This window comes from Aeromonas sp. ASNIH4 (genome assembly GCF_002934425.1).
Taxonomy (GTDB): Bacteria; Pseudomonadota; Gammaproteobacteria; order Enterobacterales; family Aeromonadaceae; genus Aeromonas; species Aeromonas hydrophila.
In genome coordinates, this window is record NZ_CP026217.1 from 1,905,487 (window position 1) to 1,920,326 (window position 14,840).

The following is a 14,840-nucleotide window of genomic DNA, read 5'->3' on the forward strand; positions in this document are numbered from 1 at the left end:
GCGCCCCCATATACTCAGCCAAGCGCTTTGCCAACGGTATAACAAGCCGAGAGGACATATATGAACCTAGAGCGTTCAGAACGCATCGAGATTCCCGTCCTGCCTCTTCGTGACGTGGTGGTTTACCCCCACATGGTCATTCCACTCTTTGTGGGGCGGGAAAAATCCATTCGCTGTCTGGAAGCGGCCATGGAGCAGGACAAGAAAGTTCTGCTGGTGGCCCAGAAGGATGCGTCAACCGATGAGCCGACGGTGGAGGAGATCTTCTCCGTCGGGACAGTGGCCAATATTCTACAGATGCTCAAGCTGCCCGATGGCACCGTCAAGGTGCTGGTGGAAGGGGGCCAGCGTGCCCGTCTTGAGCGGATGATCGACGACCGGGACTTCTTCGTTGGCGAGGCGCAGTACATCGCCTCCAAGGCGATTGAGGAGAAGGACCAGGATGTGCTGGTGCGCTCCGCCATCGGTCAGTTCGAAGGCTATATCAAGCTCAACAAGAAGATCCCGCCCGAGGTGCTCACCTCGATTTCGGCGATCGATGATGCGGCGCGCCTGGCCGATACCATGGCCGCCCACATGCCGCTCAAGCTCGAAGACAAGCAGAAGGTGCTGGAAATCGCCTCCGTGTCCGAGCGCATCGAGTTTCTGATGGCCATGATGGAGTCGGAGATTGACCTGCTGCAGGTCGAGAAACGCATCCGCTCCCGGGTCAAGAAGCAGATGGAGAAGAGCCAGCGCGAGTATTATCTCAACGAGCAGATGAAGGCCATCCAGAAAGAGTTGGGTGAGCTGGAAGACAGTCCGGATGAGTTCGAAGCCCTCAATCGCAAGATTGAAGAGGCCGGCATGCCGGAAGATGCTCGTGAGAAGGCGCAGGCCGAGCTCGCCAAGCTGAAGATGATGTCGCCCATGTCGGCCGAAGCCACCGTGGTGCGCAGTTACGTCGACTGGATGGTACAGGTGCCGTGGAAGGCGCGCTCCAAGGTAAAGAAAGACCTGGGCAAGGCGCAAGAGGTGCTGGATGCCGATCACTATGGCCTGGAGAAGGTCAAGGATCGCATTCTCGAGTATCTGGCGGTGCAGGCGCGCGTCAACAAGCTCAAGGGACCGATCCTCTGTCTGGTAGGACCTCCCGGTGTGGGCAAGACCTCGCTCGGTCAGTCCATCGCCAAGGCGACCGGTCGCAAATATGTGCGCATGGCGCTGGGCGGGGTGCGTGACGAAGCGGAGATCCGCGGTCACCGCCGTACCTATATCGGTTCCATGCCTGGCAAGCTCATCCAGAAGATGGCGAAAGTCGGGGTGAAGAACCCGCTGTTCCTGCTCGATGAAATCGACAAGATGAGCTCGGACATGCGTGGCGATCCCGCCTCAGCCCTGCTGGAAGTGCTGGATCCCGAACAGAACAACAGCTTCAACGATCACTATCTGGAAGTGGATTATGACCTGTCGGACGTGATGTTCGTGGCCACCTCCAACTCCATGAACATCCCGGGTCCGCTGCTGGACCGGATGGAAGTGATCCGCCTCTCCGGTTACACCGAAGATGAGAAGCTCAACATCGCCAAGCAGCATCTGGTCTCCAAGCAGATCCAGCGCAACGGCCTGAAAGAGTCCGAGATCACCATCGAGGATTCCGCTCTGGTCGGGGTGATCCGCTACTACACCCGCGAGGCGGGGGTGCGTAGCCTGGAGCGCGAGATCTCCAAGATTTGTCGCAAGGCAGTCAAGCGCATCCTGCTGGACAAGAGCATCAAGCATGTTCAGGTCAATCAGGCCAACCTCAAGGAGTTCCTCGGGGTGCAGCGCTTTGACTACGGCAAGGCCACCGACCAGAACCAGGTGGGTCAGGTGTGTGGTCTGGCGTGGACCGAGGTGGGGGGCGATCTGCTCACCATCGAGACCACCAACATGCCGGGCAAGGGCAAGCTCACCTACACAGGTTCCCTGGGTGATGTGATGCAGGAGTCCATCCAGGCTGCCATGACGGTGGTTCGAGCTCGTGCCGAGAAGCTGCGCATCAATGCCGACTTCTACGAGAAGCGCGATATCCACGTGCACGTACCGGAAGGGGCGACCCCGAAAGACGGTCCGAGCGCCGGTATCGCCATGTGTACCGCCCTGGTCTCCAGCTTGACCGGTAATCCGGTTCGTGCTGATGTGGCCATGACGGGGGAGATCACCCTGCGCGGCGAAGTGCTGCCGATTGGCGGTCTCAAAGAGAAGCTGCTGGCGGCTCATCGCGGTGGCATCAAGCGGGTGCTGATCCCGAAAGAGAACGAGCGTGACCTCGAGGAGATCCCGGACAACGTCAAACAAGACCTTGAAATCTATCCGGTTCGCTGGATTGACGAGGTGCTGGAACTGGCGTTGCAGGACAATCCACAAGGGTTTGAGCGCGTTTCTGTCGTGTAAATGTTGATGCGCCGCAAATTTGGCGCATTCGGGGGGTGGTTAAGGCTTGCATGCGCCGGATAACGGAAGTAGCCTTGACCACCGATCGGGTACTCATGATGAGTCGCAATGCGTGATGTGGCGCGGGTTTGCGCTAGATTGTCACTTGCAACTGATCAGGAGGCTTGCTATAAAACCTCCACTTGTTGTGGCCAGGGAAATCGGCGCCGCAGCGATGTTCGATAAAAGGGGAATATAAGAGTGAATAAATCTCAACTGATTGACAAGATTGCAGACGGTGCTGATATCTCCAAAGCCGCTGCTGGCCGTGCGCTGGATGCTTTCATTGACGCCGTGGGTGAAGCCCTGAAAGAGGGTGACCAGGTTGCTCTGGTAGGTTTCGGTACTTTCGCCGTGCGCGAGCGTGCTGCCCGTTCTGGCCGTAACCCGCAAACTGGCGCGACCATCGAAATCGCCGCTGGTAAAGTTCCTGCCTTCAAAGCCGGTAAGGCCCTGAAAGACGCTGTCAACTAAGCCGGGCGCTGATATCACATCGGCCACCGTCCTTGGTCACAGACCAGACAAGTGAGAGGGCTCTCCCTCATACTGATTGACCAAGGCGCATCGCAATCGGTGCGCCTTTTCATTATTTACGCCCATCGAGTTCGGGAGCATAAGTACAAACATGATGTTGGATAAACTACGCGAAGGGGCGCAGGGCAAGGTAGCCAAGGTTATCTTGGGCCTGATCATCCTCTCCTTTGCCTTGGCCGGTGTAGGTAGCTACCTCAACGGCCCGGCTCGTACCGCCCCCGCCACCGTCAACGGCAATGACATCAGCTCCGCTGCGCTGGAAAATGCCTATCGCAACGAGCGGGCCCGCATGGAATCCCAAATGGGGGAGTCTTTCAGCCAGTTGGCCGCCAATCCTGACTACATGAAGCAGTTCCGCCGTGGCGTGCTGGACCGTCTGATCGATCAGGCTCTGTTCGACAGCAAGGCCCGTGAACTGGGTCTGCGCGTCAGCGATGAGCAGATCAAGCAGGCCATCGTCGCCATGCCCGAGTTTGCCGAAGATGGCAAGTTCAACAACGATCGCTATCTGCAGCTGATCCGCCGTGCCGGCATGACCCCGGAGATGTTCCGTGACTCCCTGCGCCAGGACATGGTTCGCCAGCAACTGATGGGCGCCCTGCTGGGCACCGAATTTGCACTCAAGGGTGAAGCCGAGCAACTGGACAAGCTCTACAACCAGACTCGCGATCTGCGTCTGGTGCGCCTGGCCGCATCTGCCTACCTGGGGGATGTGAAAGTCTCCGATGAAGAGGTGGAGCAGTACTACAAGGCCAATAGCAGCCACTTCATGAATGACGAGCAGGTCAAGGTCGACTACCTGCTGCTGGACGCCACCACCCTGGGCAAAGACGTCAAGGTGAGCGAGCAGGATGCCCAGGATTACTACGATCAGCACCAGGATCTGTTCCAGCGTGCCGAGCGTCGTCATGTGGCTCATATCCTGATCCCGTTCGGCAAGGACGAGAAAGCCGCCGAGCAGAAGGCCGAGGCCGTGCTGGCCAAAGCCAAGGCCGGTGACGATTTCGCCGCGCTGGCCAAGGCTGACTCTTCCGATACCTTCTCCGCCAAAAAAGGCGGCGAGCTGGATTGGTTCGAGAAAGGGGTGATGGATCCGGCGTTCGAGAAGGCCGCGTTTGCACTGGCCAAGGCCGGCGATCTCTCCACCGTGGTGAAGAGCCCGTTCGGTTTCCACGTCATCAAGCTGCTGGGGGTTGAACCGGCCCAGACCAAGCCGTTTGCCGATGTGAAAGCAGAGACCATCAGCCGTCTGCAGGCAGACAAGGCCAAGGAGCTGTTCTTTGCCGAGCAGCAGAAGATGGCAGACAGCAGCTTCGAGAACCCGGATTCGCTGGACTTGACCGCCGACACCATGGGTCTCAAGGTGCAGTCCACCGGTTACTTCAGCCAGGCTGATGCACCGGCACCGCTCAGCGATCCCAAGGTACTCTCCGCCGCCTTCTCCGAGCAGCTGCGCGATGACAACACCAACTCCGACGTGATCGAGCTGGCGGATGGCAAGGCGCTGGTCATGCACATCACCGGTCACCAGCCGAAAGCGGCCAAACCGCTGGCGGAGGTGAAAGAGCAGGTGATTGCAGCCATCAAGCACGACAAGGCCAGTGAAGTGGCCCGTGGCAAGGCGCAGGGTCTGCTGGACAAGCTCAAGGCTGGCGAGAATATCCAGGCCGAGCTGACCGCGCTGGGTCTGAAGGTGGAGAATCATGACGGGGTAGCCCGCTTCGCTCAGGATCTGGATCAGAACCTGGTGGCACAGGCCTTCCGCATGCCTCATCCGATTGACGGCAAGCCGAGCGTCGAGCTGGTGACCGAAGCCAATGGCGACCGCGTGGTGGTGGCCCTGGACAAGGTGACTGTCGCCAAGGAGCCGTCTGGCATGGCCAAGCTGCTGCAAGGCCAGCTGGGTCAGGGCAAGGCTCAGGTGAGCTACAAGTCTCTCATCGACGAGCTGCGCAAGTCTGCCAAGATCGAGTACTTCACCGATGTGGAAGCCACGGTCGAATAAATCGAACCGACTCCAATCCATGTGAAAACGGCCCCTTGATGGGGCCGTTTCTTTATCTGCGAGGCGCCGTTCGGTCTCCTTCCTGGCGGGATGACAACCCGGTCCTGGCAGGGGGCAGGGGATATGGCGCAAGGGATGATCCGCGTCGTTCGGCAGATATCGCAGGCATAAAAAAACCGGCACTCAGGTGCCGGTTTTCATTGACGGGATATGCGGGCAGGAGGGGGTTACACCACGCCCTGGGTACGCAGGTAATCCTCGTAGGTACCGCCGAAGTCGCGGATGCCATCTTCAGTCAGCTCCAGGATGCGGGTCGCCAGGGAGGAGACAAACTCACGGTCGTGGGAGACGAAGATCAGGGTGCCCTTGTACATCTCCAGCGCCAGGTTCAAGGATTCGATGGATTCCATGTCCAGGTGGTTGGTCGGCTCATCCATGATCAGGATGTTGGGGCGCTGCATCATCAGCTTGCCGAACAGCATGCGGCCCTGCTCACCACCTGACAGCACCTTGACCGGCTTCTTGATGTCGTCCTGGGAGAACAGCAGACGGCCCAGAACGGAGCGTACGGCCTGCTCGTCTTCGTTCTCCTGTTTCCACTGAGCCATCCAGTCGAACACGTTGAGATCGGTGTCGAAGTCCTCGGCGTGATCCTGGGCGTAGTAACCGATCTGGGCGTTTTCGGACCACTTGATGGTGCCGGTGTCCGGTGCCAGCGCGCCCACCAGGGTTTTGATCAGGGTGGATTTACCGATACCGTTGGTACCCAGAATGGCGACCTTCTCGCCCACTTCCAGCATCATGTTGAGGCCCTTGAACAGCGGAGCCTCACCATAGCCTTTGGAGACGCCTTCGATCTCCAGGATGTTGCGGTAGAGTTTCTTCTCCTGCTCGAAGCGGATGAAGGGGTTCTGCCGGCTGGAGACCTTCACTTCCTCAATCTTGATCTTGTCGATCTGCTTGAGGCGGGAGGTGGCCTGGCTGGACTTGGAGGCGTTGGCGCTGAAACGCGACACGAAGGATTGCAGATCGGCGATCTGGGCCTTCTTCTTGGCGTTGTCGGCCAGCAGGCGCTCACGGGCCTGGGTGGCGGCCGTCATGTACTCGTCGTAGTTGCCCGGGTAGACGCGCAGCTCGCCGTAGTCCAGATCCGCCATGTGGGTGCAGACGGAGTTCAGGAAGTGACGGTCGTGAGAGATGATGATCATGGTGCTCTCGCGATCGTTGAGCACCTGTTCCAGCCAGCGAATGGTGTTGATGTCCAGGTTGTTGGTCGGTTCGTCCAGCAACAGGATGTCGGGGTTGGAGAACAGCGCCTGTGCCAGCAGCACCCGCAGTTTCCAGCCCGGGGCCACTTCGCTCATCGGGCCGTTGTGCTGCTCGATGGGGATGCCGGCACCCAGCAGCAGCTCGCCTGCGCGGGATTCGGCGGTATAGCCGTCATACTCGGCGACCAGGCCTTCCAGCTCGGCGGCCTTCATGTAGTCGTCGTCGGTCGCTTCCAGATTGGCGTAGATGGCATCGCGCTCGGCGATGGCGGCCCACAGCTCGGTGTGACCCATCATGACCACGTCCAGTACGCGCATCTCTTCGTAGGCGAACTGATCCTGACGCAGCTTACCGATGCGTTCGTTGACGTCCAGGCTCACATTACCGCCAGTGGGCTCCAGATCGCCGCCGAGGATCTTCATAAAGGTGGACTTGCCACAGCCGTTGGCACCGATAAGGCCGTAGCGGTTGCCGCCGCCAAACTTGACGCTGATGTTCTCAAACAGCGGCTTGGCGCCGAACTGCATGGTGATGTTGTTACTCGAAAGCACTGGAATGTCCCGGTTGATCTGTCAAATGGCGCGCATTATGGCACAGATCCCCCGAAAGTTTTAGCAAGAACTGTGATCCGGGCCTATTGCAGAGGGGATAGAGAGGGTGGTGCTGTGTCCTTGCGCCCCCTGGCGGCGATGGCCGCATCGTTCCGATTGCAACGGGCGCTAACTACTGCCTCTTTGCATGAAAAAAGCCGGCCCGGGGGCCGGCTTGCAACCGTCAATCGAAGGTTCAGTGGGAGCTGGCGCTGGCTGCCCCCAGTCCGGTCTGGGAGCGGACGAACTGCGGGAAGAACTTGGCGTGCTCGTCGAGCGCATTTTGCGACTTGTCTGTGACCGAGAACAGCCAGATCCCGACGAAGGCCACCGCCATGGAGAAGAGGGCCGGGTATTCGTAGGGGAAGATCGCCTGGGCATGGCCCAGCACCTTCACCCACACGGTCGGGCCCAGGATCATCAGGCTGACCGCGCTCACCAGCCCCAGCCAGCCGCCGTAGACGGCGCCGCGAGTGGTCAGGCGAGACCAGAACATGGAGAGGAACAGCACCGGGAAGTTGCAGCTGGCGGCGATGGAGAAGGCCAGGCCCACCATGAAGGCGATGTTCTGCTTCTCGAACAGGATGCCAAGCCCGATGGCCACCACCCCCAGTACCACAGTGGTGTACTTGGAGACGCGCAGCTCGTCGGCTTCGTTGGCCTTGCCCTTCTTGATGACGCTGGCATAGAGATCGTGGGAGACCGCAGAGGCACCGGCCAGGGTCAGCCCGGCCACCACCGCCAGAATGGTGGCAAACGCCACGGCGGAGATGAAGCCGAGGAACAGGCTGCCGCCCACTGCATCGGCCAGGTGGATGGCGGCCATGTTGGTGCCGCCCAGCAGGGCGCCGGTGGCGTCCTTGAAGTCCGGGTTGGTGCTGACCAGCAGGATGGCGCCAAAGCCGATGATGAAGGTCAGGATGTAGAAGTAACCGATAAAGCCGGTGGCATAGAACACGCTCTTGCGCGCTTCCTTGGCGTCACTCACGGTGAAGAAACGCATCAGGATGTGGGGCAGGCCGGCGGTGCCGAACATCAGGGCCAGACCCAGCGAGATGGCGGAGATGGGATCGGCGACCAGGCCGCCCGGGCTCATGATGGCGATGCCCTTCTCGTGCACCTTGACCGCTTCACTGAACAGGGTGCCGATGTCGAAGTTGACCGACTTCATCACCATGATGGCCATGAAGCTGGCACCGGAGAGCAGCATCACCGCCTTGATGATCTGCACCCAGGTGGTGGCCAGCATGCCGCCGAACAGCACGTAGAGCACCATCAGAATGCCGACCAGCACCACGGCCACATGGTATTGCAGGCCGAACAGCAGCTCGATCAGCTTGCCTGCACCCACCATCTGGGCGATCAGGTAGAGGGCGACCACCACCAGCGAACCGCTGGCGGAGAGGGTGCGCACCTCGGTCTGCTTGAGACGGTAGGAGGCTACGTCGGCAAAGGTGTACTTGCCGAGGTTGCGCAGCCGCTCCGCGATCAGGAACAGGATGATGGGCCAGCCCACCAGAAAGCCGATGGAGTAGATGAGGCCATCGTAGCCGGAGGTGTAGACCAGCGCGGAGATGCCGAGGAAAGAGGCTGCGGACATGTAGTCACCGGCGATGGCCAGGCCATTCTGGAAGCCGGTGATGCGCCCGCCGGCGGCGTAGTAGTCGGAGGCCGAGCGGTTGCGCTTGGAGGCCCAGTAGGTGATGAACAGGGTGGCCGCCACGAAGATCACGAACATCACGATGGCCGAGATATTGAGCGGTTGGCGATGCACCTCGCCGGTCAGCGCATCGGCTGCCAGCAGGGGGGAGGAGGCCAGCGTGGCCAGCAACAGCAGAGACTTGCCTTTCATGATTGGGCTCCCTTGAGGATCTTCTGGTTCAGTTCGTCAAACTCGCCGTTGGCCCGAAACACATAGATGCCGGTCAACACGAAGGAGGAGAGGATGAGGCCGACGCCGACCGGGATACCGCGGGTAATGGTGGACCCTTCGCTCAAGGGGGTGCCCAGCCAGCCGGGGGCGAAGGCGATGAGCATGATGAAGGCCAGATAGAGCCCCAGCATCAGGATGGAGAGGGACCAGGCAAAGCGCTGGCGCTTGGCGACCAGCTCCTGGAAGTTGGGATCTTGCTGGATCCGAAGATACGGTTGCTGTTCCATTGCAGTGCTCCATGACATTGAGTGTCGACGGTGAATGAAGGGAGGTCCCTACCGAGCAGCAGGGCTGCTCATGTAAGCAAAATGTGAATCAAATGTTATTTGTGGACAATTAGACTTTGGGATAAGCCAGTGGCCCGCCCCGGGTGAGGCGCAAGAAGATGAGGGCGGCGGTGATGGCATCGCTCAGGGCGTCGTGGGCGGGCAGGGCCGGCAGGCCCAGGTGGCTGCTGATGGCGGCCAGATGCAGGTCGATGGCGGCATCGGGATAGCGGCGATAGAGGTGATCGTGGTAGAGCCGGCTCACCTCTATTCCCCGCTGCGCCAGGGTCAGTCCCCAGCATCGCTGGCAGGCGAGATTGAGGATCCGCAGGTCGTAGGCGATGTGATACCCCACCAGTTCGCGCGGGCCGATAAAGGCGAGCAGCAGGCGCAGCGCGGCCTCCAGCGTCATGCCCTGTTGCAGATCCTGATGGCGCAGACCGTGGATCACCACCGAATGTTCGCTCAGGCTGGCCGGCGCTTGCACCCGGATGGACAGCGCCTCGCCGGTCAGCACCCGGTTGCCCTGGATGCGCACCGCGCCGATGGCGACGATCTCGGCCTGGGCGGGATCCAGGCTGGTGGTCTCGAAGTCGAGGGCCACCCACTCGTCGGCGGGCGGGTCGGCATAGAGCGGGGCAAATGCCGGGTCTTTAACGCGGCGGCCATGCCAACGACGGCGCAGGCGGCTCAACATGGCTATTGCCTCAGACGAAAGTGCAAGGTGAGCCACTGCTGGAACTTCTTCACCTGATGCAGCGCCTGGCGCAGCAGATCCCGCTCGCCGTGGCTGAGATCATTGACCTGCACCCGGCTCTCTCCCTCCTTGAGCTGGCTGCGCAGCCGCAAGCGGACGAACAGCCTGAACGCCTCCGCCAGATTGTCGCCAAAGCCGGCGCTGAGCCGTCCGGCCGTCACCAGCGCTTCGATCCGTGCCAGGGTAGAGGTCTCCAGAATAGCGGCTTCCAGCGCCAGCATGCGAATGCCATGTACCAGCGGGAAGAGGCCGCCACGTTTCAGATCCAGCCCCTCCGGTGCCCGCTCCAGACGGCCAAACAGGGTGAGCGGTGCATGAAACGCCACCGCCGGTCGCACCATCTCCGCCAGCAGATCTCCCCGCTCGGCCAGCTGCTCGCGCAACTTGCGGGCGAGAGGAGGAAGCAGGGCGCGATCGCCGGCGATGGGGTGGGCATCGGCCAGGGTGGCGAGCCAGAGCAGGTCCGCTTCACTGGCCTCGACACAGGCCCGTTCGATCTCCTGCTGCCAGAGTGCGAGAGGCTTCACCCAGGCCGGATTGTTGACCATCACCCGGCCGGGGCAGGGCGGGTAGCCGAGCCGGGCCAGCAGATCGCTGAAGGCGACAAGGTCGGCCTGCTGGGTCGGCCAGTGCAGGTCGGCGGGCAGGATCAGTGCATTGTCCTGATCGGTTTTGAGGATCTGCTCGCCGCGCCCCTCCGAGCCCAGCATCAGCAGGCAGACCCGCTCCTGCACCGCGGGCGGGATCACCAGCGCAAAGGCCTTGGCGATCAGCTGCTCGTTGATGGTGGCGATGAGTTTCATCAAAAAGGCGGTGTGGATCCCCTGGCCGAACAGGGAGCGGGTCAGCTGTTGCTGCTCCTGGGCCACTGCCTCCAGCGCCGGCAGAGTGTCGGCGCGGGCGATGCGCAGGGTCAGCACATGGGAGTGGGTGGAGAAGAGACCGAGCACCTGGGTCAGGTGCAGGATCCCCGCTACCTCCTGCCCCTGCCAGACCACTAGCCGTTTGATGCGATGACGGGTCATCAGCAGCAGGGCGTCGAACAGATAGCTGTCCAGTGGCAGGCCGATGAGCGGGGTCGGATCCAGCACCGCCAGCGGCGTCGTCAGTGGCAGTCCCTTGAGGGTCAGGGCGTGCAGCAGGGTCTTGCGGGTCGCCAGACTCAGGCTGCCATCCGTGGCTGGATAGAGCAGGCAGTCGGTGCCCTTGGCCACCATGGCCTCGGTAGCGGCCAAGAGCGACAGGCGGCTGTCGACGATGAGTGCCGGCTGCAGATGGCCGGGCTCGATGCGGGTCAGGATGAACTCCGCCAGATTCTTCTGCCCCAGCTGGGCGCGCTGCTCCTGCTGTTGTTGCCGCTGTGCCAGGCTGGCGGTGAAGTAGCGGGCGAAGGCGGGGTTGCCCTCGCATAGCTCGATGAAGGTGGCTCTGGGGATCAGCTGGCAGAGCAGATCTTCCAGCGCACTGAACTGGTGGCGGCAGTGGCCGTCGAACTGGGCGCGCACGTCGAACAGATCCCCCTCGCCATAGTCGCCAAACTGATGATGGGGGCTGGATTCTTCCACCGCCCCCTTGAGGACGAGATAGAGGCCGGGGGGCGCATCGCCCGCCTTGAGCACAGGCTGGCCGGCGCGAAAGTAGCAGATGGAGAGGTGCTGCTCGAGCCGTTGACGTTCCTCTTCGGTCAGGCAGTCAAACGGCGGGCGGGCAAAGTTGAACAGGCTGGTCATGGCAATCCTTGGCCGGTGGCGTCAAGCCAGTCTGACAAAGCGGCGCCTGACCAGCCAGCCGACTTTAGTCGCACGCGCCGCAGCAGTGGGAAACCGGGCTCCTCGCTGTACCTGGCGATAACACTCTGATAACGTGGTGGTATGACCAGTACGAACTCAGGAGAGGACAGGGGAAAATGGAAAAACCAAGGGTCAAATGCGAGATCCGGGACGGCATCGCCGAGGTGATGCTGGCGCGGGGCGACAAGCTCAATGCGCTGGACAGAGCCATGTTCAGCGCCATCGACGGGGTACTCGAGCAGTTGCGCCAGCACAAGGGGTTGCGGGCGGTGATCCTGCACGGGGAGGGGCGGGCCTTTTGTGCCGGGCTGGATGTGAAATCCATGCTCAAGCAGCCGGTGGCGGCGCTCGAGATCTTAAAACGCGAGGCGGATGAAGCTACCAACCTGGCCCAGCGGGTAGCCTATGGCTGGCATCAGTTGCCGGTGCCGGTGATCGCCGTGACTCAGGGGGTCTGCTTTGGCGGCGGGTTGCAGATTGCGCTCGGCGCCGACTTTCGGTTCAGCACCCCCGATTGCCGTTTCTCGGTGATGGAGATCAAGTGGGGCATCATCCCCGACATGAGCGGTAGCGTCACCATGCGCAACCTGATGGGGGTGGATACCGCCATGGAACTGGCCATGAGCGGGCGCGAGCTGGCGGCGCCGGAGGCCAAGTCCCTCGGGTTGGTGAGCCGGGTCTGCGACGATCCACTGGCCGAGGCGCGGGAGTTCGCGAAGACCCTCATCACCAAGTCGCCGGACGCGCTGGCGGGGATCAAGCAGCTCTACAACCAGGCCTGGGCCCGCAGCGATGAGGCGATGCTAAAGGAAGAGACCCGGTTGCAAAAGCAGATCTTGGGGCGCCCCAACCAGTGGCGCGCCACCCTCAACAGCCTGTTTCGCTGGCGACTGCCGTTCGGGCCGCGCCGCAACGCGCTCTGACAGGCAGGGATAAACAAGAAATGGCAGCCGAGGCTGCCATTTTTGTTGGGGAGTGGTGCGCGATCAGGAGATCTTGCGATCCTGGTCCGGTTCGAAGGGGTGACCGGATTTTTCCTGCTCCAGGTTGTCTTCGGAGCGATGACCGGCCCAGTAGTCGGCGTTCTTGATGCCGAGTTTCTCCGGGTGGAACACCGGATCCAGCCCCTTGGCTTGCTGCGCTTCATAGTCGCGCAGGCAGGCAAAGGCGGTCTTTTGCAGCAGCAGGATGGCGATGATGTTGAGCCAGGCCATCAGCCCGACGCCGATGTCACCCATGCCCCATGCGAGTTCGGCGGTCTTGACGGTGCCATAGACGGTGGAGGCCATCAGGGTCAATTTCAGCACGAAGGTCAGCCAGGGACGGTTCACCTTGCGGTTGATGTAGGCGATGTTGGTCTCGGCGATGTAGTAGTAGGCAACGATGGTGGTGAACGCGAAGAAGAACAGCGCGATGGCCACGAACATGCTGCCAAAACCAGGCATCATGCTCTCCATGGCGGTCTGCACGTAGCCCGGGCCTGCGGCTACGCCGGCGATGCCGGTGTAGAGGGCGGCGCCGTCCGGACCCTGCACGTTGTAGAGGCCGGTGATGAGCAACATAAAGCCGGTGGCGGAGCAGACGAACAGGGTGTCGATGTAGACGGAGAACGCCTGCACCAGACCCTGTTTGGCCGGGTGGCTCACCGCGGCGGCGGAGGAGGCGTGCGGCCCGGTACCCTGACCCGCTTCGTTGGAGTAGACCCCACGCTTGACCCCCCACATGATGGCCAGACCCAGAATGGCGCCGAAGCCGGCATCAAAGCCGAAGGCACTCTTCCAGATCAGCAGGATCACGCCGGGCAGGGCGTGGATGTTGAGGGCGATGATGACGCAGGCGACGATGATGTAGCCGAGCGCCATGAAGGGCACCACGGTACTGGCGAAGTTGGCGATGCGCTTGACGCCGCCGAAGATGATGAAGCCGAGCAGCAGCGCCAGACCGGCCGCGGTGACGTTCGGATCGATATCAAACGCGGTTTGCAGGCTGGCACCGATGGAGTTGGCCTGCACCCCCGGCAGCAGCACGCCGCAGGCAAAGATGGTGGCGATGGCGAACGTCCAGGCGTACCACTTCATGCCAAGCCCCTTCTCGATGTAGAAGGCCGGGCCGCCGCGGTATTCGCCGTTGATCTTCTCCTTGTAGACCTGGCCCAGGGTGGACTCCACGAAGGCGGAGCTGGAGCCGAGGAAGGCCACCATCCACATCCAGAACATGGCACCCGGGCCACCAAAGGTGATGGCGGTGGCGACCCCGGCGATGTTGCCGGTACCCACCCGGCCAGCCAGGGTCATGGCCAGCGCCTGGAAGGAGGAGACGCCCGCATCCGTGCTCTTGCCATCAAACATCAGCCGGATCATCTCCTTGATGTGACGCAGTTGCAAAAAGCGGCTGCGCAGGGAGAAGTAGAGGCCTACCCCCAGACACAGATAGATGAGCGCCGGGCTCCAAATCACACCATTGATGGCATTGACGATCTCATTCATGTACAACAACTCCTTTGTTGTGCTGTCTTGTTGGCGGGGTCTGTGCCCCGCTCCCTCAAATTGGTGGTGACCCTCGGGTCACTCGTTATGGTGTGGGACGGGTCGGTGGATGTTTCCACTGGCCAGTCCGCGGGTTTTAACATATCGATTTGTGTTGGGGCTTCCCAGCGAAATATGTTGTTATCTTGTTAATTTGTGAATTGACATTAACAAATGGCCGGTGCAACTGGACAGAATGCGGTGCCGGCCCGGTATCATCTCCTCTTTCGTCGGCGCTCTGCGGTGGGAGAGGGAGAGCAAAATCAAGGCCAAGGATGAAGATGGAGCAAGAAATAGCGATGATCCGCCCGGCGTGTGCCGAGGATACGGCCGCCATGGCCGACCTGTTCGGCCAGCTGGGTTACCCGGTCAGCCCGCAGGTGCTAGGCGAGCGGTGGCTGGCGCCGGATCCGGCCCGCGAGGTGCTGGTGGCCTGCCTGGGGGAGGAGATAGCGGGCGTGCTGGTGTGGCACTGGCTGAGCCCGCTGCACGTTGCACCAGCGTGGGGCCTGATCTCGGCGCTGGTTGTCGATGAGGGTGCAAGGGGACGCGGCGTTGGCGCCGCCCTGCTGGTGGCGGCAGAGGTGCGGGCGCGAGCGCAGGGTTGCAGCCAGCTGGAGCTCTCCAGCAGCCTCAAGCGGGAGGGGGCCCATCGCTTCTATCTGGCGCAGGGGTATGTCGAGCGTCCGAAACGGTTTGTGAAAACAGTCTGATCAG

At 61.4% G+C, this 14,840-nt stretch carries 11 protein-coding genes; 5 read left to right on the forward strand and 6 right to left on the reverse strand.

Annotated features, from left to right (window positions below; genetic code table 11):
• Positions 1 to 60 precede the first annotated feature (60 nt).
• From lon to ppiD, 3 genes are all read left to right on the forward strand, one after another.
• Positions 61 to 2,415 carry an endopeptidase La gene (lon, locus tag C2U40_RS08755; RefSeq protein ID WP_011705882.1) on the forward strand — a complete coding sequence of 785 codons (2,355 nt, stop codon included), beginning with the start codon at positions 61 to 63 and terminating at the stop codon, positions 2,413 to 2,415.
• Between the two features lie 240 nt (positions 2,416 to 2,655).
• Positions 2,656 to 2,928, forward strand: coding sequence for a nucleoid-associated protein HU-beta (gene hupB, locus C2U40_RS08760; RefSeq protein WP_005315375.1), 273 nt, complete (start codon positions 2,656 to 2,658; stop codon positions 2,926 to 2,928).
• Positions 2,929 to 3,079: 151 nt separating this feature from the next.
• Entirely contained in the window at positions 3,080 to 4,993 is a 1,914-nt protein-coding gene (gene ppiD, locus C2U40_RS08765) for a peptidylprolyl isomerase (RefSeq protein WP_181014879.1), read from the forward strand.
• A 227-nt stretch (positions 4,994 to 5,220) separates the two neighbouring features.
• On the opposite strand, the gene C2U40_RS08770 is transcribed toward ppiD, so the two are convergent.
• The 5 genes from C2U40_RS08770 to C2U40_RS08790 all read right to left on the reverse strand — a co-directional run bounded on the left by C2U40_RS08770 (position 5,221) and on the right by C2U40_RS08790 (position 11,538).
• Entirely contained in the window at positions 5,221 to 6,813 is a 1,593-nt protein-coding gene (locus C2U40_RS08770) for an ABC-F family ATPase (protein WP_011705884.1), read from the reverse strand.
• Positions 6,814 to 7,048: 235 nt separating this feature from the next.
• Positions 7,049 to 8,704: a cation acetate symporter gene (locus C2U40_RS08775; protein WP_017408234.1), complete on the reverse strand. Its 1,656-nt coding sequence runs from the start codon at positions 8,702 to 8,704 to the stop codon at positions 7,049 to 7,051.
• The gene (locus C2U40_RS08780; RefSeq protein ID WP_011705924.1) at positions 8,701 to 9,012 is read right to left on the reverse strand and encodes a DUF485 domain-containing protein; all 312 of its coding nucleotides are present in this window, start codon (positions 9,010 to 9,012) and stop codon (positions 8,701 to 8,703) included. The genes C2U40_RS08775 and C2U40_RS08780 overlap by 4 nt, the downstream gene beginning before the upstream one ends.
• A 109-nt stretch (positions 9,013 to 9,121) precedes the next feature.
• A complete protein-coding gene (locus C2U40_RS08785) occupies positions 9,122 to 9,748 on the reverse strand; it encodes a 3'-5' exonuclease (RefSeq protein ID WP_095592645.1) in 627 nt (208 codons plus the stop codon).
• Between the two features lie 2 nt (positions 9,749 to 9,750).
• Entirely contained in the window at positions 9,751 to 11,538 is a 1,788-nt protein-coding gene (locus C2U40_RS08790; RefSeq protein WP_103828417.1) for a putative nucleotidyltransferase substrate binding domain-containing protein, read from the reverse strand.
• Positions 11,539 to 11,714: 176 nt separating this feature from the next.
• Here C2U40_RS08790 and C2U40_RS08795 point away from each other — a divergent pair, with 176 nt between their 5' ends.
• Positions 11,715 to 12,521: a crotonase/enoyl-CoA hydratase family protein gene (locus C2U40_RS08795; protein ID WP_073350516.1), complete on the forward strand. Its 807-nt coding sequence runs from the start codon at positions 11,715 to 11,717 to the stop codon at positions 12,519 to 12,521.
• 63 nt (positions 12,522 to 12,584) lie between these two features.
• On the opposite strand, the gene C2U40_RS08800 is transcribed toward C2U40_RS08795, so the two are convergent.
• On the reverse strand, positions 12,585 to 14,084 hold the full coding sequence (locus C2U40_RS08800; RefSeq protein ID WP_011705934.1) for an alanine/glycine:cation symporter family protein: 1,500 nt from the start codon (positions 14,082 to 14,084) through the stop codon (positions 12,585 to 12,587).
• A gap of 314 nt (positions 14,085 to 14,398) precedes the next feature.
• Here C2U40_RS08800 and C2U40_RS08805 point away from each other — a divergent pair, with 314 nt between their 5' ends.
• Complete coding sequence (locus C2U40_RS08805; protein ID WP_181014878.1) at positions 14,399 to 14,836, forward strand: GNAT family N-acetyltransferase; 438 nt, start codon at positions 14,399 to 14,401, stop codon at positions 14,834 to 14,836.
• Positions 14,837 to 14,840 lie beyond the last annotated feature (4 nt).